The following is a 22,239-nucleotide window of genomic DNA, read 5'->3' on the forward strand; positions in this document are numbered from 1 at the left end:
GCGGACCCTGAGGGTTTCAAAATGAACGATCAACTGTCCGAGCACTACCGTGAAATATTGATCGCAGTGGGCGAAAACCCCGAGCGCGAAGGCTTGCTTGACACACCAAAGCGTGCGGCCAAAGCCATGCAATACTTGTGTCACGGCTACGAGCAAAGCCTTGAAGAGGTGGTCAACGGTGCACTGTTTGCCAGCGATAACGATGAAATGGTCATCGTTCAGGATATCGAGCTCTACTCTTTGTGCGAACACCACTTGCTGCCCTTTATTGGCAAGGCGCATGTTGCCTATATTCCGACCGGTAAAGTGCTGGGCCTGTCGAAAATAGCCCGAATAGTCGATATGTACGCACGCCGCCTGCAAATCCAGGAAAACCTGACTCGGCAAATTGCCGACTCGATCCAGGCCGTGACCCAGGCAGCGGGCGTTGCAGTGGTTATCGAGGCCCAGCACATGTGCATGATGATGCGCGGTGTCGAAAAGCAGAACTCAGTCATGAATACATCAGTGATGCTGGGGGCCTTCCGTGAGTCGTACAATACCCGCCACGAATTTCTGCAACTGATCGGACGGAGTAAATAACCATGCCGCGACTGGAACCGGGAATGGCGCGAATTCGCGTCAAGGATCTACGCCTGCGCACCTTTATCGGGATCAAGGAAGAAGAGATTAACAACAAGCAGGATGTGCTGATCAACCTGACTATTCTCTACCCGGCGGTAGAGGCTGTGCGCGACAACGATATCGACCACGCATTGAATTACCGCACCATCACCAAGGCAATCATCCAGCACGTTGAAGACAATCGCTTCGCCCTGCTCGAACGCCTGACCCAGGAAATTCTCGATTTGGTCATGCGCAACGACGCCGTACGCTACGCTGAAGTAGAGGTCGACAAGCCACATGCCCTGCGTTTTGCCGAATCGGTCTCTATCACCTTGGCGGGACATCGCTAGGCAGGATTGCCGCCCGCCTGCTGGCCTTTTATTATCGGCGCATTATTGCCCTGCCAACCCGGAGCACTGCCATGACTGACCAAGAACGTCTCGAACTCGAAGCTGCGGCTTTCCGTAGCCTGGTGCAACATCTACGCAGCCGGCCTGATGTGCAAAACATCGACATGATGAACCTGGCCGGTTTCTGCCGGAACTGTTTGTCCAAATGGTTCAAAGCGGCCGCTGATGACAGTGGCGTGGCTATTACGCCAGACCAGGCACGCGAAGAAATTTACGGCATGCCGTACGCCGACTGGAAAGCCAAATACCAGAAAGAAGCCACAGCCGAACAGTTGGCTGCGATGAACACGAAAACCGACAAAGGATAAGTTGCATGAGTGCCCTGCAAGCGTTTCGTACACGTTTAAATAGCGACACATTCACCTTTGCCGAAACCCTGGATTTTATTGCCAAGCACTATGTTTACCAGCCCAGCGCCTTTAGCAACGGCGGCGTTGAAAACCCAGCCGGGCAAAATGAAGGCTCGTGCAAAACCCTGGGCTTGGCGTTACTCGAACAACTGAGCGACGAAGAAGCCCTGCGCTGCTTCGGCGAACACTATCGCAGCGTGCTGGCCACCCCTGAAGGGGCGGATCACGCCAACATCCGTGCACTGATGGCCCATGGTTTGAGCGCCGTAAAATTTGCCCAGCCGTCACTTGCCCGCGCGGCATGACCACTGCGCCGGCAAAACAAAAAGCCCCGCATAATGCGGGGCTTTTGCTAACTGACCTGAACCTTATTGGCCATCAAGATAGCGCTCAACATCCAGCGCAGCCATGCAACCGGCTCCCGCAGAGGTAATCGCCTGGCGGTAAACGTGATCAGCCACATCACCTGCGGCAAAAACACCCGCCACACTGGTCGCAGTGGCATTGCCATCACGGCCACCATTCACAACAAGGTAACCATCTTTAAGCGCAAGCTGGCCCTCAAACAACGAAGTGTTTGGCGTATGGCCGATGGCAACGAACAACCCGTCAACCTTCAACTCCGCGTGGCTGCCGTCATTATTGAGCAAGCGCACACCGGTAACCCCCATATTATCGCCCAGCACCTGATCAACCTGAGCGTTGAGCTTGAGTTCGATCTTGCCCTCGGCAATCCGCGCCTGCAGCTTATCTTGCAGGATTTTCTCGGCGCGGAAGGTCTCGCGACGGTGAATCAAGGTCACCTTGCTGGCTATATTGGCCAGATACAAGGCTTCTTCCACAGCGGTATTGCCACCGCCGACTACCGCAACCTCACGATTTCGGTAGAAGAAGCCGTCACAGGTGGCGCAGGCAGAAACGCCTTTGCCCATAAATGCTTCTTCACTCGGCAAACCCAGATAGCGCGCGCTGGCACCGGTAGCGATGATCAGTGCATCGCAACTATAGGTGGCATTGTCGCCCACCAGGGTAAACAGCTTACCGGCCAGGTCAACGGCATTGATGTGGTCGAAAACGATCTCGGTTTCAAAGCGCTCGGCATGTTCTTGCATACGCTGCATCAAGGCCGGGCCGGTCAAGCCGTGCACATCACCTGGCCAGTTATCGACTTCAGTCGTGGTGGTGAGTTGGCCACCCGCCTGCATGCCAGTAATCAGCAGCGGTTTGAGATTGGCGCGGGCGGCATAGACAGCGGCACTGTAACCGGCAGGCCCAGAACCCAGAATAATGACGCGTGCATGGCGTGTAGCCGACATAGTTGACTCCTACAGGCGCTGAGCCTGATAAATAAAGCGGGACTACTCGGACACCTAGGGGAAGGTCATGGTCAAAGCAGTAGCCCCAAAATTTAACTGGAGCAAAGAGTATCGGGCAGGCCGTAGTGTTGGAAATTTGCTTTAACAATTCAGCACATAGAGCGCGACTATAAGCCTCTAAAGTCGCCTTGCCAGCGCTAGCACAGGCTTTCCCCAAGACACTAAAGCCGGTAAGGTCGGCACAACTTGTTATTCACGGAAAACGCCATGCCTGCTCCCGTACTGTCTGGACCGCAATACCTCAGCGAAGGCCTGAAACTGGTGCTAAGCCCTGGGTTGCGCCTGTTTGTACTCTTGCCACTGCTAATCAACTTGCTGTTGTTTGGCGCCTTGGTTGGCGTTGCAACCCAGCAGTTCAGTAGCTGGGTCGACACCTTTATGCCCAACCTGCCTAGTTGGTTGAGCTTTCTTGAGTACATCATCTGGCCGTTGTTCGTGGTCTTGGTGTTACTGATGATCTTCTTCACATTCACCATGCTCGCCAACATTGTTGCAGCGCCTTTCAACGGCTTTCTTGCTGAGAAAGTCGAAGTGGTCGTGCGCGGGGAAGACAATTTCCCACCCTTCAGTTGGGGTGAACTGGTGGCCATGATTCCACGCACACTGAGCCGCGAGATGCGCAAGCTGGGTTACTTTTTGCCACGTGCGATCGGCTTGTTCATCCTGTCGTTTATCCCGGTGGTCAACCTGATTGCAGCGCCTCTTTGGCTGTTGTTCGGGGTCTGGATGATGGCTATCCAGTACATCGACTACCCGGCGGACAACAACAAGATGAGCTGGCAGGACATGCTCGCCTGGCTGCGCGAAAAGCGCTGGCAGAGCCTGGGTTTCGGTGGCATCACCTACGCCGCGCTGCTGATACCCTTCGTCAACATCCTGATGATGCCCGCTGCCGTGGCGGGAGCAACGCTGTTCTGGGTGCGTGAGCGCGGGGATACTCGGGTCGCCAAGGCGCCCGGCCAAACAGCGTCATAATTTCACAACAAAAACGTCACACTCGCTACATGACAGCAGTCGAGACTGCTGTCATGAGCACATCATCCTTGTATATCGCGTTAGTCACCGAAACCTTCACACCTGAAATCAACGGCGTGGCCAATACTCTTGAGCGACTGGTTAATGGGCTACGCGCACGCGGCCATCAGTTGCAACTGGTCAGGCCTCGGCAAAGCAGCGACCAAACGCGCAAAAGCGACGAGCACCTGCTGCTCACACGCGGTTGGCCATTACCCGGTTATCCAGGACTGCAGTGGGGGCAGTCGGCGCGGCACAAGCTGCTCAGCCGCTGGCGCAAGCAACGCCCCGATGTTTTATATATCGCCACCGAAGGGCCGCTTGGCTGGTCGGCATTAAGTGCTGCCAAGCGTTTGAATATCCCGGTAGTAAGCGGTTTTCATACCAACTTCCAGCAATATAGCGGGCACTATGGTGCAGCCATACTGACGCGCTTGATCACCAATTACCTGCGCTGGTTCCACAATGCTTCACGCATGACCCTAGCGCCCAGTATCAGTCAAAAAATGGAACTGGAACGTCGCGGCTTCGAGCGTGTGGAACTGCTCGCGCGTGGGGTAGACAGTCAGCTGTTTAATCCAGCCAAGCGCTCCAGCGAGTTGCGAAAACAGTGGGGGCTTGATGAATCAGATACTGCGGTTATTCACGTTGGCAGACTGGCCGCCGAGAAAAACCTGAAACTCTTGGTCGATACCTTCAAGACGCTGCAACAACGCTACCCACAACACAACCTGAAGCTGATTCTGGTTGGCGATGGGCCGCAACGAGCTCAGCTTCAGGCACAACTGCCCGACGCAATATTCTGTGGTGTACAGCGCGGTGAGCAATTGGCCGCACACTATGCCTCAGGCGATTTGTTCGTCTTTCCCAGCCTGTCCGAGACCTTCGGCAATGTGTTACTTGAAGCGCTAGCCTCTGGCCTTGGCGTGGTTGCTTACGATCAAGCGGCCGCCAGCCAGCATATTCGTCATGGGCACAATGGCGCCTTGGCAATGCCTCAGGATCAACAAGCTTTTATCGAGGCGGCGTGCTGGCTACTCGATACGCCGGAAAGCCTGCGCAGAGTACGTCTAAATGGCCGCCAACATGCTGCTCGCCAAGGCTGGTCGACTATCATCGACTTGTTTGAGCAACATCTGCGCAATGCACTTATCCCTATCGCCGACCTGCCGGCGGCCCGCACCCAGCCCTGAGGCGAAAGAAGACAAAGGCCCCAAATCGCAGGCCTAAAAAAGCCCCGATGTGCCGGGGCCAAGGAAAGTGCCCCGCCAGTGTGTGGCTGAGCAAACTTTAATGGTTAAACGAGGCTCATCAGCGCTTCGCGGCTGAACGGGAGAATCTCTTCCTCGCGACCTTCACGGACTTTCAAGGCCCAGTCCGGGTCGACCAACAGGGCTCGGCCAACCGCAACCAGATCAAATTCCTGGTTATGCAAACGCTCAAGCAGTCCTTCGAGCTTGGCTGGCTGCGCGACCTTGTCAGTGTTGACCATGAACTGCAGGAACTCGCCATCAAGCCCCACACTGCCGACAGTAATGGTTGGCTTGCCAGTCAGCTTGCGGGTCCAGCCTGCCAGGTTGAGTTCCGAGCCCTCAAACTCAGGCTCCCAGAAGCGCCGGGTCGAGCAGTGGAAAATATCCACGCCCGCATCAGATAACGGCTTGAGGAAGGCTTCAAGCGCTTGTGGGGTTTGTACCAGGCGTGCGCTGTAGTCTTGCTGCTTCCACTGCGAGAAACGCAGGATAATTGGAAAGTCCGGCCCGACAGCGCCACGGACGGCCTCAATCAATTCAATAGCGAAGCGAGAGCGCTGAGCCAGATCACCGCCATACTCATCGCTTCGTTGGTTACTACCTTCCCAGAAGAACTGGTCGATCAGGTAACCGTGCGCGCCGTGCAACTCAACCCCGTCCATACCGATGCGCTTGGCATCAGCCGCGGCTTGGGCAAATGCTGCGATAACCTCGCGGATATCCTCATGGCTCATGCCATGGACAACCACTTCACCGTTCTTCTGCTTCTCGCTCGGGCCATAACCCGGCACGCTCGCGTCCGGCTCGGTTCCAAGCTTGCGCACATTACCTACATGCCAAAGCTGAGGCACGATCTTGCCGCCTTCGGCATGCACCGCATCCACCACTTTCTTCCAGCCAGCCAAGGCATCCTCACCATAGAAGCGCGGCACATTCGGGTAACCATTGGCAGCCTTGTGGCCAACGGTGGTGCCCTCGGTAATGATCAAGCCAACACCGGCCGCAGACCGGCGTCGGTAATACTCGACAACCTTGCTGTTAGGCACCCCGCCTGGCGAGAACGAACGCGTCATGGGCGCCATCACCACGCGACTCGGGAGGCTCAACTGGCCCAGGTTAAATGGCTGAAACAGGGCTTGTGCAGTCATGGATTCTCCAACAGCGCAGACAGGATCAAACTCGACGGAATGATGCATACGCAGACAAAACAGATTCAATGATGATCAATGCAAGACCGACAAGAGAGCGACACCGCTCTATCGAGCGCGCAACGCCCTACAGGGGAAGCATTGATGTGTTGAGCGCGACAATAGAACCGCGCAAGCGTCAAGCCCAGCACTATTGATATCAGTGATTATGTCAACAACAGCACTGAAAGATTACGACCAGGTGAGGTACGCCACCAAGGGCTTCACGACGTTGGCGCGGGGTCGTGAAGCCGTAATAGCGTCAATTAGCCTATTACTTGGCAGTAAGGGCTGGCTCGGTGATACCCAGGCTAGTTTCAATGGCCTGAATCAACGCAGGATCTTCCGGCGTCATGCGGGGCGAGAAGCGCGCCAAGACGCGCCCGTCTGGGCCGACCAGGAACTTCTCGAAGTTCCAGGTGATATCGCCGGGAAACTCAGCCCCCTCACCCGCCAGCAAGCGATACAGGGGATGGCGCTCAGCACCGTTGACCTCTATTTTGCTGGCCAGTGGGAAACTCACCCCGTAGTTGCGAGTGCAGAATGCGCCAATAGCCTCCTCGCTGTCCGGTTCTTGCCCTGCGAACTGGTTGCAAGGCAAGCCAAGCACGCTGAAGCCGTGGTCGTGATATTCCTGGTAGAGTTTTTCCAAACCCGCGTATTGCGGGGTCAGACCGCATTTGGAAGCCACGTTCACCACTAGAACGACCTTGCCCTTAAGTGGTGCCAGCGGTAACTCCTGACCATCAAGAGCCCGCAAAGTTATATCGTGAAAGGCACTCATGGCTTGCTCCTTGAGCTTGCAGCACATTCCCCATGGGACAAAAAAGGCGCCCTTGAGGCGCCCCTTTCTTACTCACTTGTAGCTTAGCAGTCAGCCACACTTATAACAGGACCATAAGTCGTATTGTGTGACCAAGCGGCACGCAGCAATCAATGCTGGTGACCGCCCTCGCCGTGGATGTGACCGTGAGCGACTTCTTCTTCGCTGGCGTCGCGAATATCAACGACCTTCACTTTGAAGTTCAGACGCTGACCCGCCAGAGGATGGTTACCATCGACGATCACATCGTCGCCTTCCAGCTCGCGAATGGTAACGATCTGCATGCTGCCGTCTGGACCGGAAGCGTGGAACTGCATGCCCACTTCCAGCTCATCGACACCTTCAAACATCGAGCGATTCAGGGTCGCCAGCAGTTCGGCGCTGTATTCGCCGTAGGCGTCTTCTGGCTCAACGGAAACGTCCAGCTCGTCGCCAACTTTCTTGTCCAGCAGCGCTTTTTCAAGACCGGCAATGATGTTGCCAGCGCCGTGCAGGTAGACCAGCGGTGCGCCGCCAGCGGAACTATCTATCACCTCACCAGCGTCGTTGGTCAGGGTATAGTCGATGGATACGGCCTTATTGGCAGCGATCAGCATGGGGCGGAACCTTTTGCTTATGAATGAAGAACGGACAAGTTTAACCAAGCCATCGCCCGAAAGCGAACCCGCCCCGGACGGACGGACTGGCAGTATGCCCGTACGCTTGCTTGACTTGCGTCAGGACGAGGACGGTCATTGGGTGGCAGTATTGTCATGCGGCCATACCCAACACTTGCGCCATGAGCCTCCGTGGCAAAACCGTCCATGGGTTCAAAGCCCGGAACTGCGCCGGGCGCAACTGGGTCAACCCTTTGAGTGTGGATGGTGCACAGCCAACGCCGAACAGGCAAAAAACACTGCTCCAGAGTGCTAAGGAACGCTATATGCAGCCAAGCAATATATTGGTGATTAATTGCGGCAGTTCATCGATCAAATTTGCCTTGGTCAATCCATCAGAGCCCGACTTCGCCCTTAGTGGCCAAGCCGAACGCTTAGGTGGCGCCGATGCTGTATTGCATTGGCAGCATCGCGGCAGCAAGGACTCAAAGCCCATCGCTAATGCTGACCACCGCCTGGCGCTTGCCGAACTCCTGCCACTGGTCGAGCACGCCACCCAAGGTAAGTTGCTGGGCATTGGTCATCGCGTTGTGCATGGCGGGGAGTACTTCACCGCGGCTAGTCGCATCGACAGCAAAGCCTTGCAACAAATCAAATCCCTTGAGCCGCTCGCACCGCTGCACATCCCGGTAAACCTGCTCGGTATCGAGGCTGCGATAAGGCTGTTTCCCGAACTGCCCCAGGTTGCGGTATTCGATACGGCCTTCCATCAAAGCCTGCCGGAACATGCATTTCGCTACGCACTGCCTGATGCACTCTATCGTCAGCACGGCGTGCGCCGTTATGGTTTCCACGGCACCAGCCATCATTATGTAAGCGCGCAGGCGGCAGCATTTAGCGGCTTGGCCTATGGCGACAGCAGCTGGTTGATCGCTCACTTGGGTAACGGCTGCTCAACTTGCGCCGTGGTTAATGGCCAAAGCCGTGACACCAGCATGGGGCTGACCCCGCTGGAAGGCGTGGTGATGGGCACACGCAGTGGTGATGTCGACCCCAATCTGCATGGTCACCTTGCGAAAACACTGGGTTGGAGCCTCGATGAAATCGACCGTGTCCTCAATCAGGAAAGCGGTGTGCTCGGTTTATCCGGGCTGTCCAATGACATGCGCACTCTCGAACAAGCACGGGAGCAAGGACATGTCGGCGCGACATTGGCGATCGAAGTATTTTGCTACCGCCTTGCCAAGTCCCTGGCATCGATGAGCTGCGCACTGACGCGCCTTGATGGCCTGGTCTTTACCGGCGGCATTGGCGAGAACTCACCACTGATCCGCAACAAAACCGTGGAGCATCTCAAGTTACTCAATATACAGCTCGACCGCGAAGCCAACGCCCTGTGTGTTCGTGGCGTGGCCGGTCCTATTCACACCCAGGGCCATCCGCGCGTATTAGTAATACCCACCAACGAAGAGCGGCAAATTGCGCTCGATACGCTAGCGTTGTTGAAGCAACACACCTCATGACGGTGCAGCTTACTTGCACACCTGCTCCATGGGTTTAACGATAGGATCTAGCATGCATACCTTCTTCATCTCCCCCACCGGTTTCGGTGTCGGCCTGACATCTATCAGCCTCGGCCTGGTTGGCGCCCTTGAGCGTGCAGGGCTCAAGGTGGGTTTCTTCAAACCCATCGCCCAGCCGCATCAGGGTGACTTGGGCCCCGAGCGCTCCAGCGAGCTGATTGCCCGCACCCACGGCCTGCACTCCCCCAAGCCCTTGGACCTTGCCCATGTTGAACGCATGCTCGGTGATGGCCAGCTTGATGAGTTGCTCGAAGAAATCATCAGCTACTACCAAGTCGCTGCCGCTGATAAAGATGTGGTCATAGTCGAAGGCATGGTCCCAACCCGCCAGGCCAGCTATGCCGCGCGGGTCAACTTCCACTTAGCCAAAAGCCTCGACGCCGACGTGATCCTGGTCTCGGCGCCGGAGCAAGAAAGCCTGAGCGAATTGTGTGACCGGGTTGAGATCCAGGCTCAGATGTTCGGCGGTCCCAAAGATCCCAAAGTACTGGGGGCTATCCTCAATAAAGTGCGTAGCGACGATGGCATAGAAGCATTTGCCGCACGCCTTGCAGAACAGTCACCTCTGTTTCGGCGCGATGATTTCCTGCTGCTCGGATGTATTCCATGGGAAGAAGAACTCAATGCCCCACGCACCCGCGACATTGCTGATTTACTCGGCGCCCGGGTGCTTAACGCAGGCGATTACGAACAGCGGCGCATGCTCAAGATCGTGCTGTGCGCCCGTGCCGTTGCCAATACCGTACAGCTACTAAAGCCGGGGACGCTGGTGGTGACGCCGGGGGATCGAGACGACATTATTCTCGCCGCCAGCCTGGCTGCCATGAACGGCATGCCGCTAGCCGGTTTACTCCTGTGCAGCGACTTCGCGCCGGACCCACGTATTGTCGAACTCTGTCGTGGCGCCCTGCAAAGTGGCTTGCCTGTCATGGCAGTGAGCACCGGCTCATACGACACCGCAACCAACCTCAATCGCCTCAACCGCGAGATTCCGGTGGACGATAAGGAGCGCGCAGAAAAGGTCGCGGACTTTGTCGCCAACCACATCAACCATGAATGGTTGCGCGAGCGCTGCGGCACCGTGCGCGAGCTGCGCATGTCTCCACCGGCTTTCCGCTACCAGTTGGTGCAACGCGCCAAGGCCGCGAACAAGCGTATCGTACTGCCGGAAGGTAATGAGCCCAGAACCATCCAGGCTGCCGCCATCTGCCATGAACGCGGCATTGCTCGCTGCGTGCTGCTGGCCAAGCCCGAAGAAGTCGTGAGCGTGGCCAAAGCACAAGGCATCGAGCTGCCACAAGGGCTCGAAATCCTTGACCCTGATTTGATTCGCGAGCGCTACGTTGAACCCATGGTCGAACTGCGCAAAGGCAAAGGGTTGAATGCACCAATGGCCAGCGCCCAGCTCGAAGACAGCGTGGTGCTCGGGACCATGATGTTGGCACTCGATGAAGTCGATGGCCTGGTTTCCGGCGCCGTCCATACCACCGCCAACACCATCCGCCCAGCACTGCAGCTGATCAAAACCGCACCTGGCTACAAGTTGGTTTCTTCGGTGTTCTTCATGCTCTTGCCGGATCAGGTCGTGGTGTATGGCGACTGTGCGGTGAATCCTGACCCAAGCGCTTCGGAGCTTGCCGAAATAGCCCTGCAAAGCGCCGCCTCGGCAACCGCATTCGGCATTCCTCCGCGCGTGGCCATGCTCAGCTACTCCACAGGCGACTCAGGAACTGGCGAAGAAGTCGAGAAGGTGCGTGAAGCAACCCGCCTGGCCAAGTTGAGCGAACCTGGTTTGCTCGTCGACGGTCCTTTGCAATACGACGCCGCAGCAATCGAGTCGGTCGGCCGTCAAAAAGCGCCCAACAGCCCAGTGGCCGGACGTGCAACCGTCTTCGTATTCCCCGACCTGAACACGGGCAACACCACCTACAAGGCGGTTCAGCGCAGCGCCGACTGCATCAGTGTCGGCCCCATGCTGCAGGGGCTGCGCAAGCCGGTAAACGACCTGTCGCGAGGTGCGCTGGTAGACGATATTGTCTACACCATTGCCCTCACCGCGATCCAGGCCGCCAACCTGCCAAGTTAAGCAATGGTCGCCCCTAATATCGCCGGGCGGTTTGGCAGCGTCTTGCCCGGCGATATAAATCGACAACCCAGCAATTATGCTTTTTTTTGCAGTTACCCACCCCGGCAGTAGTTGAAGTTCATGCAGTTCAAGTTAACCTGTGCGCCCAACCGATCTGCGGTAAAAAACTGCAGACTTTGACTGAATCGGCGCGCGCGCCCACTTGTTGGAGGCATTTGCCCCCATGTTGAGTTTTCTTCCTGCATTCTTGCGCGGCATTATTGGTGTGTGTTGCCTGGCACTAAACACACTGTTTTGCTGCATACCGCTGTTTGCCGTCACACTCCTGAAAATCTGCTTGCCGTTTGCCGCAGCACAGCGGGTGTGTAATTGGCTGATGAACTTCATCCATGAGTTCTGGATAAGCTGCAACAAACTGTGGATGGATTTGGTCTGCACCACTCGCTGGCAGGTCGAGGGCCTCAAGAGTCTGGATTACCAGCATTCATACTTGGTTACCAGCAACCACCAAAGCTGGGTCGATATTCTGGTGCTGCAATACCTGCTTAACCGGCGCATCCGTCCGCTGAAATTCTTTCTGAAACAAGAATTGATTTGGGTACCGGTGATTGGCCTGTGTTGGTGGGCGCTGGGCTTTCCATTTATGAAGCGCTACTCCAAGGCTTATCTGGAAAAGCATCCAGAGAAAAAGGGCAAGGACCTCGAAACAACGCGGCGCACCTGCGACAAATTCCGCGCAAATCCAGTGGGCATTTTCAACTTCCTGGAAGGCACGCGCTACACTCCGAGCAAGCATGCGGCTCAGCAATCACCTTATAAATACCTACTCAAGCCCAAGGCCGGCGGCATTGCTTTTGTGCTCGATGCAATGGGTGAGCAACTGCATAGCATCGTCAATGTGACCATCTACTACCCGCAAGGCATCCCGGGCTTCTGGAGCCTGTTGAGTGGCGAAGTCAAAGAGGTGGTGGTCAATTTCAGGGAGTTGAAAATCCCACGCGAATTTATCGGCAAGAACTACGACCAAGATGCCGAATACCGCCAGGCATTCCAGCAGTGGGTCAATGTGCTATGGCAAGAAAAAGACGACGAACTCGCTCGCCTGCATCACTAGCCACGCACACAATGCAGTCGGCTAGTCTACCGGCTGCAGCTCAACCGAGCGATTGCCCCAACTCAGCCTGACCTCCTCCGGCCTGAGCTCAGCGGCAATCAAATAGCCTTGCAGTGCATCACACTGGTTGAGCACCAGCCAGTCACGCTGTGCCTTGCTCTCAACACCAGTGGCAATCACCTCAAGCCCGAGGTTGTGCCCCAGCGCAATGATCGACTTGACCATTGCGCCATCGGCCTGGGATTCAAGCATTGCACAGATAAACTGGCGATCAATCTTCAAGCAGTCCAACTCAAGGTAACGCAGATCAGCGAGCGAGAACTGCCCACGGCCGAAACCATCAAACGCGGTTTTAACCCCCAAGGCACGCAAGCGCTTTAGTTGCTCGCGGCTATGGGTAAGGTTTTGCATCAGCGCAGCTTCCGACACCTCCAGCTCGAGCTGCCCTGGCTTAAGCCCAAACTCGCGCAGTGCAAGGCTTAGCTCATCGACCAATCCCTTCAAACCAAACTGCAGCGCACTGATATTAATGCTTACCCGGACCGAATCCGCCACCTTGCCGACCAGTGATTGACGCATCTCAGCCGCATGGCGAAAGATCCACAGGTTCAACTCATTGAGTAGGCGCGTGTCTTCAAGCACCTGGATAAATTCAGCGGCCGGGCTCCAACGATTGTCAGCCTGCCCCAGGCGCAACAAAGCCTCAAAACCGCGCAGCTCACCCGTGACCAGGTCAACCTGGGGCTGATAACAGAGACTGAATTGCTGCTGACTCACCGCGCTACGCAACTGATCCTCAAACGCACGTTTCGAGCTCTCGCGACCGCGCATTTCCTCGGTATAAATCCGGTATTGGCGACGACCACCACGCTTAGCCTCGTACATCGCCATATCTGCCGCGCCCAGCAATGCTTCAATGCTCATGCCCTCTTCAGGCAAATATGCGATACCAATACTGACGCCCAGATTAAAATCAAACCCATTGAGATTGCGTCGCCCCGATACCACCCCAATCAACTTAGTGGCGACCCTCTGCGCATCCTCCGGCCGGCTCAGGCTGTCCAGTAGCAAGGTGAACTCATCGCCCCCCATTCGCCCAAGTGTGTCGTATGAACGAATACATTCGCGTAGCTGTTGGGCGACCTGACACAAAAGCACGTCGCCCGCATCGTGGCCAAGCAAGTCATTGACCCGCTTGAAACCATCCAGATCCATGTACAACACAGCCAAGCCTTTGCCACTACGCTCACGGCGCGACAATGCACTTTCCATTGCCTGAAGAAACCCACGACGATTCAACAGCCCAGTCAAGGCATCTGACAGGGCCAATGACTCAAGCTGCTCATGCAAGCTATTGGTGACTGACATGTCCAGCGCCATGAAAACCATTGCCTGCTGCGCGGGAATCGGCGAGCACGACAAGGCCACTGGCAAGGTCTGGGCATTGGATGCGTACAGAACTGCGTCATGCACGCAGTATGTTTCCCCATTCATCCAGCGCTGGTAATAGTCTGATGCTTGCCATGTTCCGGTAACAGGTGCGGCCTGCAGAAAGTCCAGGACCTGGCTGCCCAAAACCTCATGAAGCGAACATTGCAACATAGTCGCAATTGCCGGGTTGGCATAGCGCACCTCCCCCTGATCGGACACCACCATAATACCTTCGGCAGCATTCTCCAGAATGGAGGCATTGAATGCGCGTGCACTTTCGAGTTGCTGGGTCAAAGCGCTCAGCTCTCGGCGCTGTCGCTCAAGTGCAAGCAGCACAGTGACCTTGTGATTGAGCACGACGGGATCAAATGGCTTCTTGATAAAATCAATCGCCCCTGTGGCATAGCCACGAGCCAACACAGCATCAGTCTGATCCAGTCCGGAGAGAAAGATAATGGGGGTCAAAAGCGTCTTGGGCTGCTCACGCAAACGCTTGGCGAACTCGAAGCCGTCCATGTCCGGCATTTGCACATCAAGCAGAATAAGATCGACTTCATGATGTTGTAAAAAAGCCAAGGCGGCGACAGCGTTATCCACGCAATGTATAGCTCGATGAGGGTCCTCAAGTAGCTCCTGCATGGCATCCAGGTTGTCTTGCAGGTCATCAACCACCAATACCACCGAGACCACCGGGGCCTGATCTAGTTGCGGCTCTAACATGCATCCCCCAAACCGTGCGCCGGTCTTTTCTAGCATTGGCCTATAACACTGATGTCGACTGTGGCGCGGATTTCTTGAACGTCAGTTCCAATCAAGTCTAGCTAGACGCCGAAAAATAGCACTGTGCCAGCACCGCTAAATTTCAGGCACAAAAAAGCCCCCAGCTTGGGGGGCTTTTGAGCTTCGCCTGAATTATAGCTGGCGAAGGGTTATCTCCACGCGACGGTTTTGCGCGCGACCTGCTTCGGTCGCGTTGCTGGCAATCGGCTGGTTGGGGCCGGCGCCAAAGGCTGAAATGCGATTGCTCGCAACACCGTTGGCAGCCAGGTATGAGGCAACACTTTGTGCACGAGCATTGGACAGGTTCTGGTTCAGCGCCAGAGAACCGGTGCTGTCAGTGTGACCGGTGATATCAATACCGTTCTTGTCGAACTCTTTGAATACGGTTACCAGCGAGTTCAGCGTTGGATAAAAGCTGCTTGAGATATCCGAAGAGTTGCTGGCAAAAGTGATATTGCCTGGCATGATCAAGGTCAACTGGTCGCCGTTACGCTGGACTTGAACCCCGGTCCCCACCAGCTTCTGACGCAGTTGAGCTTCCTGCTTGTCAACGTAGTAGCCATAGCCACCACCGGCAGCACCACCAACCGCAGCACCGATCAATGCACCTTTGCCTCGATCCTTCTTGCTTGAAGTTGCGGCACCGATCACAGCACCTGTTACGGCGCCAATACCGCCATAAATACCTGCCTTACCTGCTTCGCTTTCCCCGGTGTACGGGTTGTTAGTACATGCGGCAAGAAAAGTGGAGGCTGCAACAATCAGTGCAAAATTACGCACATTACTCATAAAGATTCCTTTGCTTCATAGGTTAAACAGGCATGTACCTGTGCCTTCAGGCTGACGACAGCTTTAAACAAGCCTACCAACTCTTACTCGTCCGCTGCTAGTCGTTCGATGCTCATGCCTTGATAAATGGATTCTCGCGCATCTCATCACCCAACAGAGTGTCAGGACCATGCCCAGTCACCACCGTTGCATCTTCATCAAGACGGTACAGGCGCTGCTTGATGGAGCGCTCGATGGTTGCATAATCGCCGCCCCACAAGTCGGTACGACCAATACCACGCCGAAACAAGGTATCACCGGCAATCAACAGCTTCGCCTCTGGAAACCAGAAACTCATCGAACCGGGAGTATGCCCGGGCGTATGCAAGGCGACCCCACAACCGCAATCCAGGGCCTGGTCATCGGCCAACCACTGATCGGGTGATGGCACAGGAACATAAGGGACACCAAACATCTTGCACTGCATTTCAAGGTTGTCCCACAAGAACTGGTCCTCCTTGTGCAGATGCAGCGTTGCGCCGGTTTTCTCCTTCATCTGCCCTGAGGCCAGAAAGTGATCCAAGTGCGCATGGGTGTGAATGATGCTGACGACTTTCAATCCATGCCGATCGAGGCGAGCCATGATCTCATCGGGGTTACCACCCGGATCAACCACAATTGCCTTCTTACTGACAGAGTCACCAATAATGGTGCAGTTGCACTGCAAAGGCCCGACGGGGAATGTTTCGCGGATTAATGCAGCTTCGATGGAGTCCATAAGGGTTCCTGCTGGGTAGACCGTGCAATTCTGGCACAGAAGTTTAGTGCCCCGCGAACAGATCACAGCCGGTGCTCAATCGTAATCAGGTGCTTTAACGAACGTAAATCAATAAACCATAACCACAATGACCCAGGCATAACTTTTAGTCATGCTTTGCCCGATAAGTGCTGGCACTTAAGAATCAATCACCCACACGGTAGGAAAAGCCTTACATAAAACCGATAGTGTTTTATCCACCATAGCAACGCCTCTTAAAATGAGTTGACGCTAGGCACTTACCGTCATTCGTTTTTTTTAAATTGGATTACATAGAGTCAAAACATGTAGACCCAGAGTTTTTGTATGAGCCTAGAGCCTATTGAGTGAACAGATGACGAGTTATGGCTTCTAACAGCCGAGATATAGGGCTGTAAAAAATGTCCGCAAAATGGAGAAACTAAACCTTACGAATCTGTAAACACTGTTGCTTAGGCTAGACTCTTCGCTGTGCCTAAACAAAGTCACCGAGCGGTTCAACTACATGTATAAGTGCACAATCTATCTCATGCGAACGAGAACAGAAATCGAGTTCGCCTAAGGACACGATGTGTTGATTCAGCTGACTTCGATGTACGTACCAACCCCAAGGATGAGGACGCTGGCAAATGACCGGCAATGGAGACCCGATGTCGCCTCAATGCACGTCTAGCATGAGGTCGGCATCAACCTTCAAGATGCACAAATAAATCAAGGATTTATTGTCACTCGCTAAAAGGTCTCCACAGTCGTATAACGCTGTTACTGGAAAAGATCCTGAACATGAAGTCTTAATAATTATTAAAGTATTTAGGAACCCTATGCGCAAAATCCTGATTGTTGATGATCATCCAGTAATACGTTTAGCCGTTCGAGTACTGCTCGAGCAGGAAGGCTATGAAATCGTAGGTGAAGCTGACAACGGTGTAGATGCCTTGCAGCTTACCAAGGACAAGAATCCCGACGTTGTCATCCTCGACATCGGAATCCCCAGGCTCGACGGACTACAGGTTATTTCCCGCCTGAAAGCGACAGGAGGATTGACTCGTGTCCTGGTGCTAACCTCACAACCGGCCAGTACCTTGGCAAACAGATGCATGCAGGTGGGCGCCGCTGGTTTTGTCAGTAAAGATCAAGATTTGGCCGGGCTCTGCAGCGCAGTCAATGCGATTCTGTCTGGCTATACCTATTTCCCCTACGGGATCTTTGGCTCGACACATGACAGCGAGCAACCCGAAAGCCAGTTACTGGAAAGCCTGTCCGACAGGGAGCTGATGGTGCTGCAATACTTAGCCAAGGGCATGACCAATAAACAGATTGCCGACATCATGTTGCTGAGTAACAAAACGGTGAGTACCTACAAGACACGCTTGCTGCAAAAGTTGGGGGCGACGTCTTTAGTAGAATTACTCGAGTTTGCCAAACGTAATAATGTTGCTTGAGTCTGATGGCTAATTTCCTGCGGATTACCTGCCTGTTCTTATTAAGCCTGTGTGTGCTCACAGATGCGCACGCAGCTAAAATGGCTGAAGCAGTCACACGCTTGGAACTGCTGGGGTTCTCACAGCCAGCTTTGCATCGCACGCAATTAAGCGATGACGACTGGAATTGGTTACGCAAGAAAGAAACACTGGTTCTAGGCACATATGGCACAGACTATCCACCCTTCAGGCTCGGCGCTGATAGCAACGAATTTTCAGGCGTCATTGCGGATATTGTCGAGCTCATCAGACACGAGCTGGGGATAAAAGTTGAGGCCCATCTCTACAAGGATCGCCAGGCAGCTGTGAATGCGCTAAACAGCGGCGAAGTAGACATGCTCAGCTCACTAGGACCGATTGAGAGTACGCCCGGGCTGCTAAAAAGTGACCCCTACGTTAATTTAACGCCTGCCTTGGTACAGAACGCCAGTAAAGGCTGGGAGGTGTCGAAGAAAGACCTATCGGCCAACAAGGTTGCTTACAATTACTTAGACATGAGTCGCTCTCAAGCCCAAGCGTTAATGCCCAAGGCAACACTCACCCCCTATTCAAGTGACCTGGAAGCGTTCTCATCTGTTGCATTCGGTTTACAGGACGCGGCACTAAGTAATGTGGTGTCCGCCAATTATCTGGTCAATATTTTCTACGCAAACGAACTCAAGGTTACCCATGCATTCTGGAGTACGAGACCGAATGGCGCGCGATTTGTATTACGCAACGATAATGAACGCCTACTAAGGATTCTCAATAATGTGCTTCGCAGTGGGATTTCGCCCGAACAGCACAAGCACATCATAAAGCGCTGGAACGGAGGCGGGCTCTCTAACACTAAAATGCCCGAGCTAACCACGCTGCAGAAACGCTGGATTACGACCCATCCGACCTTGCGTGTTGGCGTCGCTGAAAGTTTCGCTCCGTATTCTTATATCGGCAATGACGATCATTACTACGGTATCACCTCCGATCTACTCACTCTGATTCAGGCGCAAACCAACCTAGAAATAGAGATTACCCGGTTTACCAAGATCGATGACATGCTCGAGGCATTGATCAATGGCGAGGTCGATATGCTTGCCGATATGTCTCCGTCGGAACAAAGACGGGACAGGATGGCATTTAGCCGATCCTACCTACCGACGCCTTATGCGCTAGTCAGCGCACTGAACCAAAAAAACATTGTGTCTCTTGAGCAAGTGAGCAATAAGCGTATTGCAATCGAAAATGAACATGCATTGATACCCTTCTTGCGCGAGCACTACCCCAGCCTCAAGTTGGTCGAAGCCACCGATACGACAGATGCGTTTGCAATGGTGGCAGCCGGCGAAGCGGATTTCACCATCCAACCCTTGTTTGTTGCCCGTTACTACATCGCACGTTTCTATCAAAAACAGCTGCACATCAACATGACGTTAAACAAGCCATTATCGGCTGCGTCCTTTGCCCTACGCCGTGGAGACCGTCAACTACAAGAGATCATCAACAACGCACTGGTTGATATCTCACCTGATGAATATGGCGCCCTGATCAATCGCTGGCGCAGTCGGGTGGTGTTGTCCCCTCCCTCCTGGCGCAATTACAAACCCCTGATCTACCAAGCGATAACTGCAGCCGTGATCGTGCTGATGATTTTTCTCGCCTGGAATTTTTATCTACGTAATCAAATACGTAAACGCAAAGCAGCTGAACGCGAGCTTAGCGAACAGATACAGTTCATGGAGCTACTCATCAACGGTACGCCGCATCCGATCTATGTCCGTGACCTCGACATGAGCGTTCGCATCTGTAACGACAGCTACTTGGAAGCCTTGGGCGCATCCAGAGAAGACGTTATCGGCCATGCCGACCTTAGGCATTTTTCCCCCGAAGATGCCCAAGCAATAATGCGCGACCATCACAAGGTCATCACTGAGCGCGAACCGGTGATTGTCGACCGCGCCATCACACTCAATGGCGAGCCCAGGGTTATTTATCACTGGAAACTACCCTACGTGGATCGCGAGGGTGAGGTTCGGGGAATTATTGGCGGTTGGGTCGATATCAGCGATCGGCGCGCCTTGATCGAGCAACTACGTACAGCCAAGGATCAGGCGGATAAAGCGAACCGAACCAAAACCACGTTCCTGGCGACCATGAGCCATGAGATCCGCACACCACTCAATGCGGTGATTGGCATGCTCGAACTGGCCTTGAAACGTGAGAGCAATGCTCCAGCAGACCATGCGTCACTAGAGGTTGCCTATAATTCCGCCCGCGGCCTGTTGGAACTGATTGGAGACATTCTGGACGTGGCCCACATCGAGTCCGGGCACCTGAGTATTCATCCGGAACGCGCCGACCTTAGGCAAATAGCCGAGGGCGTTGTCAGGGTCTTCGAAGGCTTGGCAAGGCAAAAATCGCTTGAGCTGCGGCTGGAACTAGAGGGCGCACTCGAGGAACATGTACTGCTTGACCCGCTGCGTTTCAGGCAGGTGTTGTCAAACTTGGTCAGCAACGCAATCAAGTTTACAGCCCGGGGCCATGTCTTATTAAAGTTGGTCGGTACTGAGCTAGACGACGACTACTTGCAATTGAGAGTCGACGTATCAGATACGGGGATTGGTATCTCCCCGAAAAATCAGAAAATCCTATTCCAACCTTTCGTCCAGGTACATGAAACTTCAGGCGGCAGCGGCTTGGGATTGATGATTTGTCGAAATCTTGTCGAGATGATGGGAGGCAGCCTTGAGTTGGAAAGCCAGGAAGGTATGGGAACCTGCGTCAGCGTGTCACTAAAGCTCTTGTGCTTGGAGCCGGTGCAATCCAGCGTTACTTTATCCCCACCCGAGCATGCCCCCCGACAGGCGCTGCCCAAGCTCAAGATATTGGTAGTCGATGACCACCCGGCCAACCGCATGCTCCTGGCCCAGCAAATGGAGTTTCTCGGGCAACAGGTAGAGTGCGCCGTGGATGGTGAAAACGCCTTTGCGCTTTGGCAGTCGCAACACTTCGACCTTGTTATCACCGACTGCAACATGCCTGTCATGAACGGCTATACCCTGAGCCGGACCATTCGCAGCAAGGAGCAGATGCAAGGTGCAACCCCCTGCACGATCCTGGGCTTCACGGCCAATGCACAACCTGAAATGCTTCAGCGTTGCATCGACGCCGGCATGAACGGCTGCCTGTTCAAACCGGTCGAACTTGATGACCTGGTCAATGCGCTGACTGAAGTAACACCTACCGAGCCTGTGGCCCGGGAAGTGCCATTTGACCAGGAGGCTCTCGAGCGCATATCTGGAGGCAACAAGGCAGTCAACATCCGACTGCTTGAACAGATAAAGATAACGGCGGCAGAAGACCTTTCCAATATCGATAAGCTGTTAGAAAGCACTGACTTGGCCGCCCTTTCGGAACTCGCGCACCGTATCAGAGGAGCGGCGGCGATTATCCGGGCGACTGAGCTGATCAGCTGCTGTGTTGCCGTGGAGCAGGCATGCGAGGATGGTGACACACCGCAGGCCACGGAACAGGCACAGCGAATGGCCAGTGCCCTACGAAGACTGATACAGGCGATTGAACAAGTGAATTCTGCGCACGAAACCCGCTAGAAAGACAAGCAGAGGCCGCGCCATGCCGGCACAGCCTCTGGACAAGGTTATTTATCGGACTCAATGATCGGTAATGCGTAAAGATCAAGCAGCGACTGATCAGTAGCGCTTGGGGCACCGAGGTACTTGCGATAGGTCTTGAGTAACTCACCTGACTCATTCATCTCACTGATTACCGTATCAACCAGCAACCGGAAGTCTTCGTCACCCCGACCGAGCACCATACTGACAGGCGCGCGTTCGTAGATGTTGCCCAACACTCGAATGCTGTTGCTCTTGGCCGACTTGTGCGCATAGCTGGTGAGGAGAATACGGTCGGAAATGAACGCCGAGACTTCACCATCAGCTACGGCTTGAACGCCCTGTTCATGATTGTCGACGGTAATCAATTTCGCGACCAGGCCCAACTTGTTCATCTGCTGGCGAATCCAATCGAGGGTAACTCCGCCTTTGATCACCGCAAAGGTATGGGTTGCGATACCGCGGTTTATGGTTGCCCGCCAGGTAGGTCCTGTATGTCCTTCCTTGCCTTGGAGAATTCTCACCAGGCGTTCTGGCGCATCATCACGAACCAACGCAGCAAGGCCAGCGGTGTAGACCGGCAACGAGTAACTGATCAGCTTACGCCGGGCAAGCGTTTGCGGTAACGGCGTGCATAGAATATCAACATCACCGGAGCTGACCGCCTTAACCGCATCATCATCGCCAACCGCCTTAAAGTTCAGCTGCAGCTCAGGCAGTTCGAGTTGTTGCTTAACCCGCGCAGCGATATTGCGACAAATATCTATGGCGTAGCCATCTACCGTATCACCTTGCCTGCTGCTAAAAGGCTCGACATCCGGCATGTAGCCCATCGTTATTTCACCACTGCTGCGAACGCGGTCGAGCGTTGCCGCAGTCGCCAGCATGGGTATGCTAAAAGCCAGTGCCAGCACACAACCGAGTAGTTTTTTCATATGTTTCATATTCATTTCCTAATCCCTTGATTCCTGATGTCC

20 protein-coding genes are annotated in these 22,239 nt (G+C 54.5%); 12 read left to right on the forward strand and 8 right to left on the reverse strand.

The window, feature by feature from the left end; all coding sequences use genetic code 11:
• Positions 1-21: 21 nt before the first annotated feature.
• The 4 genes from folE (at position 22) to AACY26_RS03750 (ending at position 1,671) form a co-directional block, all read left to right on the forward strand.
• The gene (folE, locus tag AACY26_RS03735; RefSeq protein ID WP_339511103.1) at positions 22-582 is read left to right on the forward strand and encodes a GTP cyclohydrolase I FolE; all 561 of its coding nucleotides are present in this window, start codon (positions 22-24) and stop codon (positions 580-582) included.
• A 2-nt stretch (positions 583-584) separates the two neighbouring features.
• Positions 585-956, forward strand: coding sequence for a dihydroneopterin triphosphate 2'-epimerase (gene folX, locus AACY26_RS03740; protein WP_339511105.1), 372 nt, complete (start codon positions 585-587; stop codon positions 954-956).
• Between the two features lie 71 nt (positions 957-1,027).
• Positions 1,028-1,324 carry a DUF1244 domain-containing protein gene (locus AACY26_RS03745; protein WP_339511107.1) on the forward strand — a complete coding sequence of 99 codons (297 nt, stop codon included), beginning with the start codon at positions 1,028-1,030 and terminating at the stop codon, positions 1,322-1,324.
• A 5-nt stretch (positions 1,325-1,329) separates the two neighbouring features.
• Positions 1,330-1,671 carry a HopJ type III effector protein gene (locus AACY26_RS03750; protein WP_339511109.1) on the forward strand — a complete coding sequence of 114 codons (342 nt, stop codon included), beginning with the start codon at positions 1,330-1,332 and terminating at the stop codon, positions 1,669-1,671.
• A gap of 63 nt (positions 1,672-1,734) precedes the next feature.
• Here AACY26_RS03750 and trxB read toward each other — a convergent pair whose 3' ends face one another.
• Positions 1,735-2,682, reverse strand: a complete 948-nt coding sequence (trxB, locus tag AACY26_RS03755; RefSeq protein WP_339511111.1) for a thioredoxin-disulfide reductase — start codon at positions 2,680-2,682, stop codon at positions 1,735-1,737.
• A gap of 267 nt (positions 2,683-2,949) precedes the next feature.
• Between trxB and cysZ the strand changes: the two genes are divergently transcribed.
• The gene (cysZ, locus tag AACY26_RS03760) at positions 2,950-3,717 is read left to right on the forward strand and encodes a sulfate transporter CysZ (RefSeq protein WP_339511113.1); all 768 of its coding nucleotides are present in this window, start codon (positions 2,950-2,952) and stop codon (positions 3,715-3,717) included.
• Between the two features lie 29 nt (positions 3,718-3,746).
• Complete coding sequence (locus tag AACY26_RS03765; RefSeq protein WP_339511115.1) at positions 3,747-4,949, forward strand: glycosyltransferase family 4 protein; 1,203 nt, start codon at positions 3,747-3,749, stop codon at positions 4,947-4,949.
• A gap of 104 nt (positions 4,950-5,053) precedes the next feature.
• Here the strand turns inward: AACY26_RS03765 and AACY26_RS03770 are convergent, their stop codons facing one another.
• The 3 genes from AACY26_RS03770 to AACY26_RS03780 all read right to left on the reverse strand — a co-directional run bounded on the left by AACY26_RS03770 (position 5,054) and on the right by AACY26_RS03780 (position 7,615).
• Entirely contained in the window at positions 5,054-6,157 is a 1,104-nt protein-coding gene (locus tag AACY26_RS03770) for an NADH:flavin oxidoreductase (RefSeq protein ID WP_339511117.1), read from the reverse strand.
• Positions 6,158-6,470: 313 nt separating this feature from the next.
• Positions 6,471-6,980, reverse strand: a complete 510-nt coding sequence (locus AACY26_RS03775; protein WP_339511119.1) for a glutathione peroxidase — start codon at positions 6,978-6,980, stop codon at positions 6,471-6,473.
• Positions 6,981-7,129: 149 nt separating this feature from the next.
• Positions 7,130-7,615, reverse strand: coding sequence for an FKBP-type peptidyl-prolyl cis-trans isomerase (locus AACY26_RS03780; RefSeq protein WP_339511121.1), 486 nt, complete (start codon positions 7,613-7,615; stop codon positions 7,130-7,132).
• On the opposite strand from AACY26_RS03780, the gene AACY26_RS03785 reads away from it, so the two are divergent.
• The 4 genes from AACY26_RS03785 (at position 7,584) to AACY26_RS03800 (ending at position 12,398) form a co-directional block, all read left to right on the forward strand.
• Complete coding sequence (locus AACY26_RS03785) at positions 7,584-7,931, forward strand: DUF3565 domain-containing protein (protein WP_339511123.1); 348 nt, start codon at positions 7,584-7,586, stop codon at positions 7,929-7,931. The two genes, AACY26_RS03780 and AACY26_RS03785, sit on opposite strands and share 32 nt — an antisense overlap.
• A gap of 10 nt (positions 7,932-7,941) precedes the next feature.
• A complete protein-coding gene (locus tag AACY26_RS03790) occupies positions 7,942-9,138 on the forward strand; it encodes an acetate kinase (protein WP_339511125.1) in 1,197 nt (398 codons plus the stop codon).
• Between the two features lie 52 nt (positions 9,139-9,190).
• Positions 9,191-11,284, forward strand: coding sequence for a phosphate acetyltransferase (gene pta, locus AACY26_RS03795; RefSeq protein ID WP_339511127.1), 2,094 nt, complete (start codon positions 9,191-9,193; stop codon positions 11,282-11,284).
• A 226-nt stretch (positions 11,285-11,510) separates the two neighbouring features.
• Entirely contained in the window at positions 11,511-12,398 is an 888-nt protein-coding gene (locus AACY26_RS03800) for an acyltransferase (protein ID WP_339511710.1), read from the forward strand.
• Between the two features lie 21 nt (positions 12,399-12,419).
• Here the strand turns inward: AACY26_RS03800 and AACY26_RS03805 are convergent, their stop codons facing one another.
• The 3 genes from AACY26_RS03805 to AACY26_RS03815 form a co-directional block, all read right to left on the reverse strand.
• A complete protein-coding gene (locus tag AACY26_RS03805) occupies positions 12,420-14,549 on the reverse strand; it encodes a putative bifunctional diguanylate cyclase/phosphodiesterase (RefSeq protein WP_339511129.1) in 2,130 nt (709 codons plus the stop codon).
• Between the two features lie 192 nt (positions 14,550-14,741).
• Positions 14,742-15,398 carry an OmpA family protein gene (locus AACY26_RS03810; protein WP_010486367.1) on the reverse strand — a complete coding sequence of 219 codons (657 nt, stop codon included), beginning with the start codon at positions 15,396-15,398 and terminating at the stop codon, positions 14,742-14,744.
• A 112-nt stretch (positions 15,399-15,510) separates the two neighbouring features.
• Entirely contained in the window at positions 15,511-16,155 is a 645-nt protein-coding gene (locus AACY26_RS03815) for an MBL fold metallo-hydrolase (RefSeq protein WP_339511132.1), read from the reverse strand.
• A gap of 839 nt (positions 16,156-16,994) precedes the next feature.
• Between AACY26_RS03815 and AACY26_RS03820 the strand changes: the two genes are divergently transcribed.
• Positions 16,995-17,615, forward strand: coding sequence for a response regulator transcription factor (locus AACY26_RS03820; RefSeq protein WP_339511134.1), 621 nt, complete (start codon positions 16,995-16,997; stop codon positions 17,613-17,615).
• A gap of 5 nt (positions 17,616-17,620) precedes the next feature.
• Positions 17,621-21,241, forward strand: coding sequence for a transporter substrate-binding domain-containing protein (locus AACY26_RS03825; protein ID WP_339511136.1), 3,621 nt, complete (start codon positions 17,621-17,623; stop codon positions 21,239-21,241).
• Positions 21,242-21,288: 47 nt separating this feature from the next.
• On the opposite strand, the gene AACY26_RS03830 is transcribed toward AACY26_RS03825, so the two are convergent.
• Positions 21,289-22,212, reverse strand: a complete 924-nt coding sequence (locus AACY26_RS03830; RefSeq protein ID WP_445261268.1) for an amino acid ABC transporter substrate-binding protein — start codon at positions 22,210-22,212, stop codon at positions 21,289-21,291.
• Positions 22,213-22,239: the final 27 nt, after the last annotated feature.

It is taken from the genome of Pseudomonas sp. RL_15y_Pfl2_60, from assembly GCF_963970595.1.
Taxonomy (GTDB): Bacteria; Pseudomonadota; Gammaproteobacteria; order Pseudomonadales; family Pseudomonadaceae; genus Aquipseudomonas.